The 14,804-nt window shown below is 67.9% G+C and carries 16 protein-coding genes; all 16 read right to left on the bottom strand.

Annotation, left to right across the window (positions count from 1 at the left end):
* Positions 1–754 (bottom strand): hypothetical protein (locus tag VNS22_RS15135; RefSeq protein WP_325733799.1); only part of this gene is annotated, 754 nt, incomplete at its 3' end.
* Positions 755–825: 71 nt separating this feature from the next.
* Positions 826–1,455 (bottom strand): DMT family transporter, encoded by a 630-nt coding sequence (locus VNS22_RS15130; RefSeq protein ID WP_325733797.1) that lies wholly within the window; start codon positions 1,453–1,455, stop codon positions 826–828.
* Positions 1,456–1,537: 82 nt separating this feature from the next.
* Positions 1,538–2,248, bottom strand: coding sequence for a YoaK family protein (locus VNS22_RS15125; protein WP_325733795.1), 711 nt, complete (start codon positions 2,246–2,248; stop codon positions 1,538–1,540).
* Positions 2,249–2,290: 42 nt separating this feature from the next.
* Positions 2,291–2,824 carry a DNA starvation/stationary phase protection protein gene (locus tag VNS22_RS15120; protein ID WP_325733794.1) on the bottom strand — a complete coding sequence of 178 codons (534 nt, stop codon included), beginning with the start codon at positions 2,822–2,824 and terminating at the stop codon, positions 2,291–2,293.
* 85 nt (positions 2,825–2,909) lie between these two features.
* The gene (locus tag VNS22_RS15115; protein ID WP_325733792.1) at positions 2,910–3,929 is read right to left on the bottom strand and encodes a cupin domain-containing protein; all 1,020 of its coding nucleotides are present in this window, start codon (positions 3,927–3,929) and stop codon (positions 2,910–2,912) included.
* 201 nt (positions 3,930–4,130) lie between these two features.
* Entirely contained in the window at positions 4,131–5,414 is a 1,284-nt protein-coding gene (locus VNS22_RS15110; RefSeq protein WP_325733790.1) for an HlyD family secretion protein, read from the bottom strand.
* Positions 5,415–5,424: 10 nt separating this feature from the next.
* Positions 5,425–5,628: a DUF1656 domain-containing protein gene (locus tag VNS22_RS15105; protein ID WP_325733788.1), complete on the bottom strand. Its 204-nt coding sequence runs from the start codon at positions 5,626–5,628 to the stop codon at positions 5,425–5,427.
* A complete protein-coding gene (locus VNS22_RS15100; RefSeq protein WP_325733787.1) occupies positions 5,625–7,529 on the bottom strand; it encodes an FUSC family protein in 1,905 nt (634 codons plus the stop codon). Before VNS22_RS15100 ends, VNS22_RS15105 begins: the two co-directional genes overlap by 4 nt.
* A gap of 124 nt (positions 7,530–7,653) precedes the next feature.
* Positions 7,654–8,604, bottom strand: a complete 951-nt coding sequence (locus VNS22_RS15095; RefSeq protein WP_325733786.1) for an acyltransferase domain-containing protein — start codon at positions 8,602–8,604, stop codon at positions 7,654–7,656.
* Positions 8,605–8,614: 10 nt separating this feature from the next.
* Positions 8,615–9,565, bottom strand: coding sequence for an AEC family transporter (locus tag VNS22_RS15090; protein ID WP_325733784.1), 951 nt, complete (start codon positions 9,563–9,565; stop codon positions 8,615–8,617).
* Positions 9,565–10,446: a triphosphoribosyl-dephospho-CoA synthase MdcB gene (gene mdcB, locus VNS22_RS15085; protein ID WP_325733782.1), complete on the bottom strand. Its 882-nt coding sequence runs from the start codon at positions 10,444–10,446 to the stop codon at positions 9,565–9,567. The genes VNS22_RS15090 and mdcB overlap by 1 nt, the downstream gene beginning before the upstream one ends.
* Complete coding sequence (gene mdcG / locus VNS22_RS15080) at positions 10,443–11,090, bottom strand: malonate decarboxylase holo-[acyl-carrier-protein] synthase (protein WP_325733780.1); 648 nt, start codon at positions 11,088–11,090, stop codon at positions 10,443–10,445. Before mdcG ends, mdcB begins: the two co-directional genes overlap by 4 nt.
* A gap of 6 nt (positions 11,091–11,096) precedes the next feature.
* A complete protein-coding gene (gene mdcE / locus VNS22_RS15075) occupies positions 11,097–11,819 on the bottom strand; it encodes a biotin-independent malonate decarboxylase subunit gamma (RefSeq protein WP_325733778.1) in 723 nt (240 codons plus the stop codon).
* Positions 11,806–12,738: a biotin-independent malonate decarboxylase subunit beta gene (locus tag VNS22_RS15070; RefSeq protein ID WP_325733776.1), complete on the bottom strand. Its 933-nt coding sequence runs from the start codon at positions 12,736–12,738 to the stop codon at positions 11,806–11,808. The genes mdcE and VNS22_RS15070 overlap by 14 nt, the downstream gene beginning before the upstream one ends.
* Positions 12,735–13,049: a malonate decarboxylase acyl carrier protein gene (gene mdcC / locus VNS22_RS15065; RefSeq protein ID WP_325733774.1), complete on the bottom strand. Its 315-nt coding sequence runs from the start codon at positions 13,047–13,049 to the stop codon at positions 12,735–12,737. Before mdcC ends, VNS22_RS15070 begins: the two co-directional genes overlap by 4 nt.
* A 13-nt stretch (positions 13,050–13,062) precedes the next feature.
* A complete protein-coding gene (gene mdcA / locus VNS22_RS15060) occupies positions 13,063–14,709 on the bottom strand; it encodes a malonate decarboxylase subunit alpha (protein ID WP_325733771.1) in 1,647 nt (548 codons plus the stop codon).
* Positions 14,710–14,804 lie beyond the last annotated feature (95 nt).

The raw sequence follows: 14,804 nt of genomic DNA, 5'->3' as shown, positions 1-14,804 counted from the left end.
CCGGCATCGCCTCCGTCAGAGTGCCGGTGGTGATCAGCTCCCCGGGTGCAAGCGGCTCGCAGGCCGGGTAGCGGCCCAGTTCCTTCACCAAGAACCGCAAGGCCTTGATCGGCCCACCCAGGACGTTCGCCCCGTGGCCCTGTCGGCGCATGCCCTTGCTGCCCAGCAGATCGATGGTGAAGCTGGCAAGGGCCACGTCCCAGCATGCTGGATCCGGGGACACCGGATACCGTGCTCCGAGCAGGAGAGCGCCATGCAGGCCAAAAGCCGCTGCGGCATCAGCCGCAGCAAAGCTCCAGCCCGGAAAGATCGAATGCACGATCTCGAAGCCATGAGCGACCCAGTCCAGACAGGCAAGTAGCTCAGGATCGTCCATGCCGGGATCGGGGGCCGAGCACAGATGGAGCACGATCTCGGGCTCGATGCGTGGCTCCTGGAGATTTCCCAACACGAAGGTCGGATCACCGGCGCCCAGATCGTGCACGGTGCTGTCGTACAGGTAGTTCCAGATCGGGCCAGAGATGTTCAGCCCGCCCCAGACCGCCTTGTTGGTGAAGCCGATCTTGCGGCCGATGGGCATCTCGCCACGTGCCTTACGCAGATCGCGGACCCGCGCCGTGACTTTGTAAGCTTCCGCCAGATCGAAGCTGGGATCACGCGCCGAGAACGGTGCCAGCTGTTGCCCCGTGGCAAGTGCCGCCAACACCTCTCTCGCGAGTTGATCGAGCCGTGCTGCATCCACGGGTCGTGCCATGCCGGCCTCCTTTGGCTGCTCGGCTCGAGAATGTGGCCGAGGTTCAGGACAGGCATGATAGTTCAGGTCGATTAAGGTGACACAAACTCAGCGTCGAGAACGAAAGCGGCATCATCCTTTGGTGCATGAGCAGCCGGCCAGTTGCCAGAACAGACGTAGCCAAGTTCCTGTCTCGGTACTGATGTTATGATGGGTGCGGGTACCCACATGCCAGCGGCAGAGATACCACTGGCGCTGAGTTGCGCCACCATCAGGGCACCCGCGAAGCCGGCCAGGGTCAGGGTGAGGCGGGTCGGGCCGACCCTCTCGCGCAGAAGCACGGCGGCGGCGAGGATCAGGATCAATGGCCCAGTCTGAAGAATGGCGATCACATCGGCAATCGGCATGCGGGCCAGAGCCACGATATAGCAAAGGGTGCAGAGCGACTCGCCGAGGACCCGCAGCAGCGCATGGCGGTTGAGGGCACCGGCAATGGCCCGCCACTCGCCCCGCACGGCCACGATGACTGCGCAGAAGAGACTTGCCACGATGCGGCGCAGGAACAGCGCCTCGAACGGCGGAAGGTCCTCGGTGATCAGCTTCATGAAGCTGTCGCCGACCACAAAAAATGCGGTCGCAGCGAGGATAGCGGCGATGCCGCTCAGGTCGGAACGTCGCCATGGCGCAGTGTAGGTCGGCGTCCAGGAGATCGCCAAATCCATGGCGAGGGACGCGACAGCCAGTTCGACCACTACCGTAGGGGGCGGTATTATGACATTTACGGCGGAATATAGAACCTGCAGGTCATCGTGCAGTGCCGAGCCAGCACAGCATTACCGCCAGGGCGATTGCGGCAGCACCTAGGGCTGCCGGGAGACCGAGTGTCCCATAGGTCAGTGCGCCGATGCACACTCCGGCGACGAAGGATAGCCAAGACCATCCATTCTGGAAGGCGGCGGCGCCCTGCTCCCGACCCGAGGCGAGGCGCGCGAGGGACTGGCCCAGGGCGAAGAGACTGCCCGTGACGAAGCCCTTGCCGACATCGGCGCCGCCGATGACCTGGTGCAGGACGTTCTGCATCCCCATCGCCCCGGCCACGGGTACCAGGGCCAGCGGCCCGGCGCCGAAGTACGATGCCGCCACTGCCCACAGCATAATGACCAGTTCGATCCCCAGGATCCGCGGCGCCATCGATTGCGGGAAGCGATCGGCGATCACCGTGCCCAGCGACGTTCCCGCGACGAATGTCCCGATGATGGACCCGGCCAGCAGGAGGCCGGGCCAGTCGCCGCTGGCGAGCGACATGCCGAAATGGGTGCTGTTGCCGCTCATGAACGACAGGTAGAGATGGCCCAGGGCCGAGTAGCCCACGGCGTCGTTGAACCCCGACAGGGCGGTCAGTGCCGTGGCGGTGCAGAATTTCGGCAACGAGACGCGCAAGGCTGCGAGCCGGCTGGCCGTGGCACCTGGCGATGCCGCACGGCCCCCGGTTTCACTCACGTCGACCCTGTCCATGTCAGCGCCGCGGCACTTGCTCGGCCTCCAAAGGGGAATGGGTTAGCGGTTCGAGAGGCGCTCTCGCGTGATCGCGGCAAGGAACCATACCCGGCGCTCGGTCTCGTCGATCCAGACTTCGAGCAGGCTGGTGGTGGCGACGTCCTGGTATTTCTCGCAGACCGCATGGGCATCCCGCAGGCTCGCGGCCAGCTGCAGATTGTCGTCGCGCAGTTCCGCCAGCGCTGCCTGCGGTTCGACGAACGGCAGGTCGTTGTCCTCCAGCCTCTGCCGGCGGGCGATCTCGCCGATCGACCTCAACGTGTCACCGCCGATCTTGCGGCTGCGCTCGGCGATGGGATCGGTCATGGTGAGCAACTGGTCGCCGTGATCGTCGAGCAGCAGATGATAGTCCCGAAAATGCGGCCCGCTCATGTGCCAGTGGAAATTCTTGGTCTTGAGGTAGAGCGCGAAGACGTCGGCCAGCAGGGATTTCAGGCATGTCGCGATATCACGCACAGCCGCGTCGTCGAATGCGGACGGGAAGCGCAGGCTAGCCTCTTCGATGGCGACTTTGGCCGCGATGGCGGTGCCCATGGTCGTTCCTCTCTGCTCTATGGGGTGATGACGGAGGCCGGCCGGGCATGCGCGCGCAACTCCGCTGCATGCCCGGCATGGGCGGCTAGTTCACCGGATCGACGGGGTTGGCGCGGGGCACCAGCAACGGATCGATCTCGGTGAAGGGAAAGTCGGGCAGATCCGCTTCCGCCATGCCGAAGGCCGCCGCGAGGAGGTCGCGCGGATAGACGTTGATCAGCGACCGATAGCCGATGTCGCCCGGGTCGGTGCGGTCGAAGAAGATCAGCAGGTGGACCGTGCCGGATCCGATGTTTTCGATGTGATGGGGATAGGCCGTCGGGATGAAGTAGGCGTCGCCGGGCCCGATGACATAGGTGTCGATGCTGCCGTCCGGATCGAGGATCGTCATCCGGGCCTGCCCGGAAACGACGTAGCCCATTTCCGCGGTTTCCGGGTGCCAGTGCGGTTCCCGCATGCCGCGGTCGGTGATCCGGACCGAGAACATCGCGATGTCGCGCAGGACCGGCCACAGCGCGGCCTTGGTGGTGTGGGCGCTGCCCGCAAAGGAATAGATCTGCGGCGGCGTCGCCTCGACGCTGTACTTGTAGGGATTGACGTGCCGGGCCTGGTCTTCCACCGCTGCCGGGTGCGCGCTGCCGAAGATCTTGCTGCCGGCTGCCGAGGCATCGAATCCATCGAAGGCGGCGGCCGGCAGGTCGTAGGAATTGCCCAGCACGGCGTTCGACATCGCGCCGAACGCCGCCTTGATGCCGAAATCCTCTGGTGATTCGTGGGAGAAGGCCAGGACGAACTCGGCAGGTCCGGCGCCGATATTCTGGATACTGTGCATGGCGCCGGACGGGATGAAGAACATCTGGCCCGCCGCCACGACGAAGCTCTCGCGCTGCGCGTGGTTGCCGGCGATGGTGATCAGCGCTTCGCCCTGGATGCAGTAGCCGAGCTCGGCGGCATTGGCATGCCAGTGCGGTTCGCGCACGCCGCCGAACGCCAGCGAGAGAAACCGGAGCGACAATCGCCGCATGATCGGCAGGTTGCCGGCATCCATGTGCGTGATGAAGCCTTGCGGGCCTTGGAAGAGCGGGGGCTGGCTCCGCAGTGACATGACATGCCTGGACCCGCGTGCGATCGCGTTCATGGTCATTCCCTTGCGATTGGAGGTTCACTGCCGCTGACCAGGAAGACTATCAGGGCAGCTTTCGCGACAGGCTGGATTATCTGTGCCGCCACTGCACCATAGCTGTCGTACTGGGCAGCATGGACTTAAAGGATTGCAAAATCCTGTAAGGCTTGCCCGCTGGGCGCTTCAGTCCGCAACCTGGGGTGAAACGTCGAGGCCCGGCGCGATGCCCGGGACGATCTGCTGGGGCGTCTCCCCCGGCGGTGCGGCGGCCATGGGCAGAGCCTCGTCCGGCGCGGCCTGGCTCGTCATGACGGGCAGGCAACCCGGCCGCGACGGCGGCGGGCCATAGACGAGGCTGGAAATGCTGCCGGCGACGCGTGTGTAGGCACGATGGAGCAGGGACCCTTGGCCGGCGTCGTCGGGGTGCCGGATGGTCACCGTCGCCGTCATGCCCGATACGAGCGGAACCCCGCCCGGTACCTCGTCGATGGCGATGCGCACCGGGACCCGCTGCGCGAGCCGGACCCAGGTATAGATCGGGTCCACGCTCGGCAGTCCCTGCGCACCGGCCGCGGCGTTCGCGACGCTGATGCCCCGGGTCACCGTCTCCACGTGCCCTACGATGGGTGCGGAATAGCCCATCAGCTGCGCCTCGGCGCGGTCGTCGACGCAGATCCCGGCCAGCTTGGTTTCCTCGAAATAGCCGTCGATCCAGAAGCTTTCCGAGTCGATGACGGTGACGTTGCTGTTGCCCGCTACGGCGAAGTCGCCGACCCGCAGGAGCAGATTGGTCACGTAGCCGGTGACCGGGCTGACGACCCTGGTGCGCTGCAGGTCCAGTTCGGTCTTGGCCTGGGCCTGCTGTGCGGCGGCGAAGGTGGCCTTGGCCACGGCGGCAGAGGCGGCGAAGACCTGCTGCTCCTCTTTCGAGGCGACGAGGTCGGACAGCGACTGGCGCCGTCTCGATTCGGTGTCCTTCAGCTCCAGGTCGGCGGCAGCCTGCGCCACCTGCGCCTTGGTGGCTGCCACGGCCAGCTCGAAATCGGCCGGATCGATGACGTAGAGGAGATCCCCCTGCCGAACATACTGGTTGTCGCTCACGTGCAGTTCGACGATCTGGCCGGACACCTGCGGAGCGACGTTCGCGACCTGGACGCGGACGCTGCCGTTGCGTGTCCACGGCCCCAGCACGTAGGTCTGCCAGGTGACGATGGCGATCAGGATGGCGGCCAGCGCGATCGCCAGCGTGGCCAGCCGCTTGCCCGCCGCAGCCAGCCATCGGGGCAGGGGTCTGCGCGGCGGTGGCGTCCGCAGCGGGGGGATGGGGGCGCCGCCGTCGCGGGCCTGCTGGGATCCGTCGAACGGGGCGCGACCCTCGATTTCCGGGGGAAGATCCGGCGGGATCGTGTCCCTGGCCGATTCCAGCGAGCGTCGCTCCGGCGGCGCGTTGTCGAGCGTGTCGTGCATCATATTCCCCCTAGTAGATCAGGGTCAGAAGGCCAAAGACGACGACATACAGGCTGAGCTCGGCCACTGGCGGCCGGCTGAAATAGTTCGAGAACCCGATCAGATGCAGGACAGGGCGCAGCAGCAGGACGAGAACGAGGGCCGAGACGGCGTAGGAGACGATCGGTGCCACCAGCACGCCGCCTACCACCAGCTCGTGAAAAGCGTGGTTCATGTCCCTTGCTCCATTGCGGAGGGCGGCACGGTCGGCAGGACCATCGCCGCAGCGACCATCGCCGCACCGGCCGGCGGCACCGGCAGCCCGTTCCTGGCCGCAGCGGCACGCAGGCCCAGGGCCGCGTTCATCAGCAGGCCGCCATCGCGCCGAAGCAGCGCATGGCGTGCTGCTCCCATGGCGTCGGCGAGCGCTGAGTTCTCCACCATGTCCAGTTCGCCACTGCACCGGCGCAGCGCTGCGGCCTGGTCGAAGCTGGCCATAGCCTGGTCCAGCGCCGCCGGATCGCCTGCGGCAAGGTCGGCGATCTGCCCGACCCGGAGCGCTGCCTGAAAGGCGGCCTCTTCCCTGGCCAGGTCGCCGCGCCATTCCGATTGCGGCCGGCCAAGGTCCTGGCGCGCCTCCGCGAGGAGCTGCCGGACCTTCCGCTTGGGCGACATCGGCGGCACGACCAGCTGCAGGGCGAACAGCAGGCTGGCCGCGAGGCAGACGAACAGGCAGGCGACCAGGAAGCTTTCGGGGTCGTAGTTCTGCGGGTTGCTCGGTGCCACCAATGCCAGGATGAAGACCATGTTCAGGCGACCCACGCTCGACAGGAGCGGGTTGCTCAGGGTCATCAGCAGCGCGCAGACGATGATGAACGGTGCCAGGCCGATCGCCAGCATGGGGAAGCCCGTGGCTCCGTCCAGCACGACGAATTGCAGTATGCCGGCCATCACGCAGGCGAGCGGCGCGATCAGGACCGCCAGTTTGGTGAAGGCGGCCTGGTCCGGTGCCGTGGCGCTGAGGCCGATCAGGAGCGCCACGAAGGCGAGTGCGGCGGTGACCGAGGGCCAATCGGCCATGCCCAGCAGGGTCGAGGCCAGGACGAAGTAGAGGCCTGCCCTGAGGCCCTCCTCCAGGGCGATGCGCCGGGATCGATAGAGAGGCGCCTGCCAGGGGATCTCCGGGAACTTCCCGGACTGCAGCCTGTCGAGACTGTCCTGGAGTTCTGCCATTCTCTGGCGGAACTCGCTGGCCAGCCACGCGCGCGCCGTCGCGATCAGGTCGTCGGCCGGTCGCGGGTCGTCGCCCCATAGCGGCCGGACGGGCGGCTCCACATGCCCTGCCGGACCCGGTGCAGGCCCCGACAGGCCTGCAAGGGCCCTGGCTGCGGCGAACGCCACGACCAGTTCCACCATCGCCGATCTGGCCGATGCCGCGCGCGCCCTGCCGCTGCTCGATTCGGCAGCCAGGCTCGCCACGTCGGGCCGCAGCGCGGTGATCTCGCGCAACAGCCCCGCGGCGGCCGCCGCGGGCATTGCCTGGCCGCGCAAGGCGCTCCGCCCGTACTCCGTGACCCGGTCCTGAAGGGACCTCAACCGGGCGGAGACCTTGGGGTAGTGGTCGGGGGCCCCCAGGAAGTCGTTGATGAAGGTGATGGCGAGGATGCCCACGACGATCGCCGAGCCACGCGCGATGCCGACGTCGAAGACCTGCTGGGGAGTATCGGTCTGCTCGATCGCGACAATCGCCACCGTGGTTACCCCGAGTGACGCGGCATAGGCCCGGTTGCCGTCCAGCATGCCTACGACAAAGACGCACAAGCCGATCCAGGCGGCGAACACCCAGAGCATGATGACGTCGCTTTGCGTGAACATGCCGACGATCACGAACGATGCGGCCACGCCGAGCACCGTGGCCAGGAGACGGAAGACGGCCTTGTCCAGCGCCAAGCCGCGCGTGGGCAAGGCCAGGATGGCCACGGTGATGGCGGCGGAAGAAGGCGTATCCAGCTCGAGCCAGAAACTCACATAGAGTGCCGTCACCACGGCCAGCCAGATCCGGATCGCGTAAGACCAGGAGGCTCCGGAAAACCCGGCGAACGTGAGTGGCTGAGGAACGGCTGCGACGCTTGGCATACCCTTCTCCGTCGGCGGCAGATCGGAACCGATGCCGTCTGCGCTTCAGGATCGCCTTGCATCCAGCCGCAGGCGAGTTGGGCGTTGCAAAAGGTTGTAAAGCGACGGCGGTACCAGCGGGCCGTCAGTGGGCTTCGCCACTGACGGCTTGCCGGGCGACCCATGCCCGCGCACCCTGCAGGGTCCGAAAATCCTCCAGGGATCGCGCCGGGATCTCGGGGTAGGCGCTGGCTGCCATCTCGCTCAGCGCCGAGCCTGGGCCCAGCTCCAGAAACGCCCGTGCTCCGCCTTCGACGCAGGCCTGAAGGCAGTCGGCCCACCGGACCGGCTGGGAGATCTGCGCGGCGAGCTTGTCGAGACCCGCGGCAAAATCCATGACCGGCGCGCCATCGATCCCGCTGAGCAGCCTTGCCGACGCAGGCAACGCGACCGGCGGCACCAGGGGGCTCAGTCGTTTGCGGAACAGCGCGGAGGCCCGGGCAAGTCGTGGCGTGTGGGATGCGACCTCCACGGGCAGGATGGTCACGCGCAGGGCGTTCATCGCCCTGGCCTCGGTCGCCATGGCATCCAGTGCCTGGCGGCTCCCACCGAGGATGTAGCCACCGGCCGGGTTGATGATGGCGATCGCCGCGCCGTGCCTTGCGCACAAACCCTCGACAGCGTCCCGCGACAGGCCGCGTACCGAGAGAAGCCCGTCACCCGGCTGGGACGCCGCATCCATCGCCTCGACCCGGAAGGCGGCGAGGTCCAGCGTCCGGGCAGGATCGATCATGCCGGCGACACCCCAGGCGGCCAGTTCGCCCACGCTGTAGCCCGCAACGATCACGCGGCCGGACAGCGCGTCCCCGAGCGCGGCTGCGGCAGCCAGTGCCTGCAGCGTGCAGAGGAGCTGGCCGATGCGGTCGTGATAGAGCGCTGCCGGGTCATCGGACCTGATCAGCTCGCGCGGATCCCGGCCATCCAGCAGGGTCGCCGCATGCGTGAACAGGCTGGCTGCCTGCGGGGCATCGCCCGTCAGCGCGAACATGTCGGGATGCTGCCTGCCCTGGCCGGAGCAGAGGATCGCGAGGCTCATGTCGGTTGCCTCAGCCGGGGAACAGCAAGGCGATGGTGGCTGCCATGGTGACGATGCTGAAGATCGTACTGGCCGTCACCATCGATCCCGTGGCGCCGGAATCCAGGCGGTAGCTAATGGCGAACAGGATGCCGAAGAAGCCGGACGGCACCGCCGCCAGCAGCACCGCGATCCTGGCGGTCTCGGCCGGAATCGGCAGGCTGAAGACGACGGCCGCCGCCAGCAGCGGGCGGACAATGTCCGCGACCGCGGTGGCGCGGATGATCCGCCAGTCCAGCCGGAATGGCTGGGCCGAGAGGATGAGGCCGGTCAGGAACAGCGCGACGCCTGGCGCTGCATGCCCGATCAGCAGGAGGCAGGCATCGATCACCGCCCCGGTCTTCACCCCGGACAGCGAAACCAGGATGCCGAGCGCAGGGGCGAGGACCACGGGCTTGGTCAGTGCATGGCGGATGGAGCGCATGATGCGGGTGGAGGTCGCCTCCGATCCGCCGCCGTTGGGCCCGAGGCTCATCTCCACGATGATCAGCGACAGCGGGCTGACCAGGATGGAGCCGCTGGCCAGGGCGATGGCGAGCGGGACAGCGCCGCTCGGCCCGACCACGGCGGACATGATCGGCAGGCCGACGCCGGCGAGGTTGGGGAAGGCCAGCGTCAGCGCCTGCAGGGACGCGTTGGCGCGGCTCTCCTTCAGGATGAGCGTGGAGCCGAAATACCAGGCGAAGAACACGCCCAGCATCACGGCGCCGAGAATGACGAACATCGGCGCCTGGGCGACCATTTCGCTGCGCGAGGCGGATGCGGTGGCCGCGAACAGCGAGGCCGGCAGGGCGAAGTTCATGACCAGGGCGTTGAGGCTGTCGACCTTGTGGTTGTCGACGATCCCGTACCGCCCGGCGCCATAGCCCAGCAGCAGGACGAAGAAGATGGGGGCGAGCGCCAGCAGGATCGCGTTCGACATCACCATCCTCCGCCGTCGCAGGCGCTGACGAACAGGCTCATCGCGAGAATGTCCGCCGAGCCGCCCGGGCTCAGGCGATGGGCGACGAAGCGGTCATGGACGGCCCGCGCACGAGCACGCCAGTCGGGCCTGCCGACGCCGCCGCCATGCAGGAACACCCGTGCCGCACGGCGCGCGAAGCGGAGCCCGCTGAGGCCCCTGCGATGCAGGAGATTGGTGTCCTCGACCGCCGCGATCAGCGCAAAGCAGGCCTCGACCCGCTGGGCCTCGGCATCGTCGGGTGCAAGGCAGGCACCCCGGCGCAGGGCCGGCAGCCCGATCTCATAGAGGCTGGGAAAGCCCAGCGCCGCCTCCATCCGCGCCCCGCCGGCGCCGTAGCGGCGACGCACCCGCTCGCCATGGCTGTGCAGCAGGACGGGGCCAGCGACGATGTCGAACCCCCATCGCGCGGCGACGATGGCGCCCAGCGGCGTGGCGGCGCCCGCCAGTCCCGCCGATCGTGCACCGGACGCCGCACACAGCAGGCCGAGCCCGAAGATGGCGCCGCGATGCGTGTTGATGCCCGACGTCGCCTCCAGCATCGCCGCCTCCGCCTCCAGGCCGATGTTCCTGAGGCGCCCCATGCCGCATCCCTCGGCGCCGGCACGCGTCAGCGCCGCGAAGTAGGGCCGGATGGCCCACGCACTGGCGCGGAACGTGTCCGCGTCCATGTCGTGGTGGCTGCCGCTGTCCATGTGGCTGACCAGGCCCGGCTTGGGCCAGGTTTCCAGCTCCAGCATCAGGCTGCGCGTGGCGAGCGCGGCGATGGCCTCGCCATCGGCCAGGGCTGGACGCTCCGGGGCCGGGATCAGGGGACGGGAGAACGCTGGCGCAGTCCTCATGCCGGCACCCTCCCGGACAGGAACTGGCCGGTGTCGAGCAGGGTGACGCCGGCCACCGTCTTGACCAGGAGCTCGCAGGCGCCGCCATGCAGTTCCCGCCAGTTGACCGCGCAGCCGTCGCCCCGGATCAGCTCGCCATCGAGCCGCATGGGCGCATCGGCCTCCATGCGTGCCAGCTCATCGGCAAGAGGACGAAGCTGCGTGTTCCGATGGACATGCAGCGTGAAATCGAGGTCCGATCGGCCGGTCAGGTAGTCGAGACCGGTGATTGCCTGCCAGGCCAGGCTGCCGAACACCCTGGCTTCCGCCCCCTGTTGCGCCGCGAACTGACCAAGGCGCAGCAGTGTCGGTCGCCAGGACGGGGGGGCGGCACGGCTGGCGAAGACCATGCTCGGCGACGGCACCACCGCCACGATGTCCTCGGCCGGCACCAGGAAGGCGAGCCGCTTCTTGCCGGCGGAAGGGGGCAGGGGCAGGCCGAGCGGGACCCCCTGCCATTCTCCCGGATTGGCGCGGCGTCGGACCAGTGGCCAGTCCCGGTCGGCCCAGCTCGCCACGGTGGGATCTTCTGCCAGCTCGGCGTGCGTCCTGAGCAGGGTGCGCCACGCTGCCGGACTGACATAGGCCAGGTCGTGCCGGTTCATCGCCGGTCACCGCGACTGGAGGACGAGGCCGCGCACCCGCTCGGCGATCTCGTGGGCACGCGGCCGCCCGCCACGCTGCTTGCCGAGCAGGTCCCGGCGGTCGTCGCTCTCCGGAAGTGCCGCCAGGAGGGCGTCGAGCTGGTCGGCGAGCGGTATCCCGGCATCCCAGATGACATGAACTGCTCCGGTCTGCGCGAGGTTTTCCAGGCCGGGCGCGAAGACCGGCGTCGACCTGGCCTTCTCTTCCAGCACCTCGACCGGGAGCTTGGTCACCTTGGACATGGACGGCAGGTCCATCACCGCGGGCGTGGCGCCCGGCAGGCCGACCAGCACCCGGGTCGCGAGCGCCGTCGCCAGGAATGCTCCGGCGGCGGAGTGCCCGTAGAGCAGGCCGATGGTGGGCCGGCCGTTGCGGTCGGCATGGATGAGACACTTGCCGAGATGGGCCAGGAACTCGTTCAGGCCCAGCAGCTCGTCGCGCTTGCTCATGCGCTGGCTGTCGCTGTCCACGACCACCAGGATCGGCCCGCGGTCCTGCGCGAGCGAATGGAGGACGCAGGCGGACAGGCGGATGGCATCGTCGACCCCGAGGGGTGTGCGGTCGGCCATGCCCACCACCAGGGCGCGATCACCGGAGCGCAGGGAGCCCGATCCGTACACCACGCCACCGGCGTTCCGGACATCGTGGCCGGCGGGGAACAAGGAGGTGAGGATTTCATCGAGCGTCATGGCTCACCTGCCGGATCTGGTTGGCGAGATCGATGAACTGGTCGGCGGGCAGGGCAGGCACCGCGGCGGCGTCGGTGACGCCCTGGGCGGTCCAGATGTCGACGGCGTCGGCGCAACCGCCGAAATCCCGCAGCCGGGCTTGGAGCCGGGCCTGTTCCTTCCTGAGCGTATCGAGCCCGAACCCGCCTACCTCGCCCAGCAACGCCAATGTGGCCTCGCGAAAGGCCTGCACGCTGTCATCGACGAAGGCTTCGGCGGCGCCGAGCAGGCGGCGGTGCTTGCCACCCATCGTTCGCCAGACCAGCGCCCGGTCGCGCGAATCGAATTCCTCGACGCCGCGATTGGTCTCGATGACCTCAGGTCCCGATACCGCGATGCGCCCCTGTTCCGACACGACCAGTGCGGAGCAGCAGCCGGCGATCAGGCCGCCACCGCCATAGCAGCCGGCGCGTCCGCCGATCAGGCCAATCACCTTGGCACCGGCACTGCGCGCCTCGATGAGGGCACGCATGATCTCGGCAATGGCGAGCTCGCCCGCATTGGCTTCCTGCAGCCGCACGCCGCCGGTATCGAACAGGATCAGCACTGGTATCGGGCCGATGTCGCGTGCCGCGCGCAGCAGGCCGGCCAGCTTGGCGCCATGCACCTCGCCGAAGGCGCCGCCCATGAAGCGGCCCTCCTGCGCGGCGATCAGCACGCCGGAGCCGCCAAGCCTGCCCTGGCCGACGACGATGCCGTCGTCGAACTGCTCGGGCAGGTCGAACAGCTTCAGATGCGGGCTGACCTCGCGCTTCTCCGGGCCGATGAACTCGACGAAACTGTCCGGGTCGAGCAGGAGGCGGACACGGGCCCGCGCGGATGCCTCGTACCAGCTCGTGGCGGTGCCGGGCGCCGCCGCGGTCTGCATAGTGGCGCTCATTGGGCTCCCTCCATCAGGCGGACGGCCTGGGCCAGGCGCAGCGAGACGGTATCCGGTCGGGCACCGCCGTCATTGATCGAGAACCGGAGACCGCCCGGTGAATAGCGCTCGACGAAGTCGGTCACGACGGCGTTCCAGACGTCGCCAAATCCCGTGGCCGTCGTGCGGATCTCGACCAGGCAGTCGTGGTCGGGCAGGACGCGTTCCGCCAGCACTTCGAGATTGCCGGAGGCCACCACGCCGACGATCGCCATTTTGCGTGCACCCCCGGCAGGCCGGCGGGCATCGCGGCGCAAGCTGAGATCTTCCATCAGGCTGCTCCGGTCACCAGTTGCGGAATTTGGACGGCGGGGCGTAGAGGCCGCCCGACCAGTGGACGAGATCCTTGATGGAGCGGGCCGCGAGCATGCTCCGGTCGGCGTCCAGCGGATCGATGCCGAGATCTTCCGGCCGGCGGATGACACCGCGCTGTCGCAGATGCTCGACCTGCTTGGCGTCGCGGCCTCGCCCGACCTCGGTGTAGCCGGCGACCCCGCGGATGGCCTGCTCGCGCTCGCCCGAGTCGCGGCAGAGGAGCAGGTTGGCGATGCCCTCTTCGGTGACGATATGGGTCACGTCGTCGCCGTAGATCATCACCGGAGCCAGATCGAGCTTCAGCCTTTCCGCCAGTTCCAGCGCGTCCAGCCTCTCGACGAACAGCGGCACGTTCTTCTCGCCGAACGTCTCGCCGATCTGCACCACCAGCTTGCGGCCACGCCGCAGCAGAGCTTGGCCGTCGGGATCGGCCTCCTGCCCGGCCTTGAGCCAGGGCTCGCTCGGATGCCGCCGGCCCCGTGCATCCGCCCCCATGTTCGGCGCGCCGCCAAAGCCTGCGATGCGCGAGGTGGTGACGGTCGACGAGTTGCCCTGCAGGTCGATCTGCAGGGTCGAGCCGATGAACATGTCGCAGGCGTACAGGCCGGCCGTCTGGCAGAAGGCACGGTTCGACCGGAGCGACCCGTCCGCACCGGTGAAATAGATGTCGGACCGGGCACGGATGTAATGCTCCATGCCCACTTCGGAGCCGAAGCAGTGGATCTGCTGCACCCAGCCGGATTCGATCGCCGGGATCAGGGCAGGGTGCGGGTTGAGCGCGAAGCGGCTCGCCACCTTGCCCTTCAGGCCGAGCTTCTCGCCATAGGTCGGCAGCAGGAGCTCGATCGCGGCGGTGCTGAAGCCGATGCCGTGGTTCAGGCGCTGGACACCATAGGGCGCATAGATCCCCTTGATCGCCAGCATGGCGGTCAGGATCTGCCCTTCAGTGATGGCGGCCGGGTCTCGGGTGAACAGCGGCTCGACGAAGAAGGGATTCTTCGCCTCGACAATGAAATGCACCCGGTCCGCCGGGATGTCGACGCGTGGGACCTGGTCGACGATCTCGTTGACCTGCGCGACGACGATCCCGTCCTTGAAGGCCGTTGCCTCCACCACCGTCGGCGTATCCTCGGTGTTGGGGCCGGTATAGAGGTTGCCGTCCCGGTCGGCGCTGACCGCGGCGACCAGGGCGACGTTCGGCGTGAGGTCGACGAAGTACCTGGCGAACAGCTCGAGATAGGTGTGGACCGCCCCGAGCTCGATCTTGCCGCCGAACAGCATCGTCGCCATGCGCGCCGACTGCGGGCCAGAATAGGCATAGTCGAGCCTCCTGGCCACGCCGCGCTCGAACACATCCAGATGCTCCGGCAGGACGACGCCGGACTGCACCATGTGCAGATTGTTCACCCGCGCCGGATCCACCGCCAGCAATGCCGCCGAAAGCAGGTCAGCCTGCTTCTGGTTGTCACCCTCCAGGCAGACCCGGTCGCCTGGCTGCAGGACCGCTTCCAGAAGCCGTGTCGCGTCGCCGGCCTCGACGATCTTGCCCTTCGCCACCGCCGAACCGGCCTGGATGCGCCTGTCGCGTGCCTCCCTTTCAAGCTGCCAAGTTGCCATCGCCTGCTCCTGGGTTGCGGGCCGAGAACGCGCGCCGTCGCCAACGGGCGTTCGCCAGTCATCGTCGACCTTCTCGATGGGGTGACGGGACGGAG

The sequence above is a fragment of the Geminicoccus sp. genome (assembly GCF_035556675.1).
GTDB lineage: Bacteria > Pseudomonadota > Alphaproteobacteria > Geminicoccales > Geminicoccaceae > Geminicoccus.
Note: the sequence above shows the minus strand (reverse complement) of the source record. Positions and strands in the feature narration are given on the sequence as shown.

Excerpts from the sequence above, each read along its gene's own strand:
- VNS22_RS15130 (WP_325733797.1), bottom strand. The coding sequence starts at position 1,455 with ATGGATTTGGCGATCTCCTGGACGCCGACCTACACTGCGCCATGGCGA.
- VNS22_RS15125 (WP_325733795.1), bottom strand. The coding sequence starts at position 2,248 with ATGGACAGGGTCGACGTGAGTGAAACCGGGGGCCGTGCGGCATCGCCA.
- VNS22_RS15120 (WP_325733794.1), bottom strand. The coding sequence starts at position 2,824 with ATGGGCACCGCCATCGCGGCCAAAGTCGCCATCGAAGAGGCTAGCCTG.
- VNS22_RS15115 (WP_325733792.1), bottom strand. The coding sequence starts at position 3,929 with ATGTCACTGCGGAGCCAGCCCCCGCTCTTCCAAGGCCCGCAAGGCTTC.
- VNS22_RS15110 (WP_325733790.1), bottom strand. The coding sequence starts at position 5,414 with ATGCACGACACGCTCGACAACGCGCCGCCGGAGCGACGCTCGCTGGAA.
- VNS22_RS15105 (WP_325733788.1), bottom strand. The coding sequence starts at position 5,628 with ATGAACCACGCTTTTCACGAGCTGGTGGTAGGCGGCGTGCTGGTGGCA.
- VNS22_RS15100 (WP_325733787.1), bottom strand. The coding sequence starts at position 7,529 with ATGCCAAGCGTCGCAGCCGTTCCTCAGCCACTCACGTTCGCCGGGTTT.
- VNS22_RS15095 (WP_325733786.1), bottom strand. The coding sequence starts at position 8,604 with ATGAGCCTCGCGATCCTCTGCTCCGGCCAGGGCAGGCAGCATCCCGAC.
- VNS22_RS15090 (WP_325733784.1), bottom strand. The coding sequence starts at position 9,565 with ATGTCGAACGCGATCCTGCTGGCGCTCGCCCCCATCTTCTTCGTCCTG.
- mdcB (WP_325733782.1), bottom strand. The coding sequence starts at position 10,446 with ATGAGGACTGCGCCAGCGTTCTCCCGTCCCCTGATCCCGGCCCCGGAG.
- mdcG (WP_325733780.1), bottom strand. The coding sequence starts at position 11,090 with ATGAACCGGCACGACCTGGCCTATGTCAGTCCGGCAGCGTGGCGCACC.
- mdcE (WP_325733778.1), bottom strand. The coding sequence starts at position 11,819 with ATGACGCTCGATGAAATCCTCACCTCCTTGTTCCCCGCCGGCCACGAT.
- VNS22_RS15070 (WP_325733776.1), bottom strand. The coding sequence starts at position 12,738 with ATGAGCGCCACTATGCAGACCGCGGCGGCGCCCGGCACCGCCACGAGC.
- mdcC (WP_325733774.1), bottom strand. The coding sequence starts at position 13,049 with ATGGAAGATCTCAGCTTGCGCCGCGATGCCCGCCGGCCTGCCGGGGGT.
- mdcA (WP_325733771.1), bottom strand. The coding sequence starts at position 14,709 with ATGGCAACTTGGCAGCTTGAAAGGGAGGCACGCGACAGGCGCATCCAG.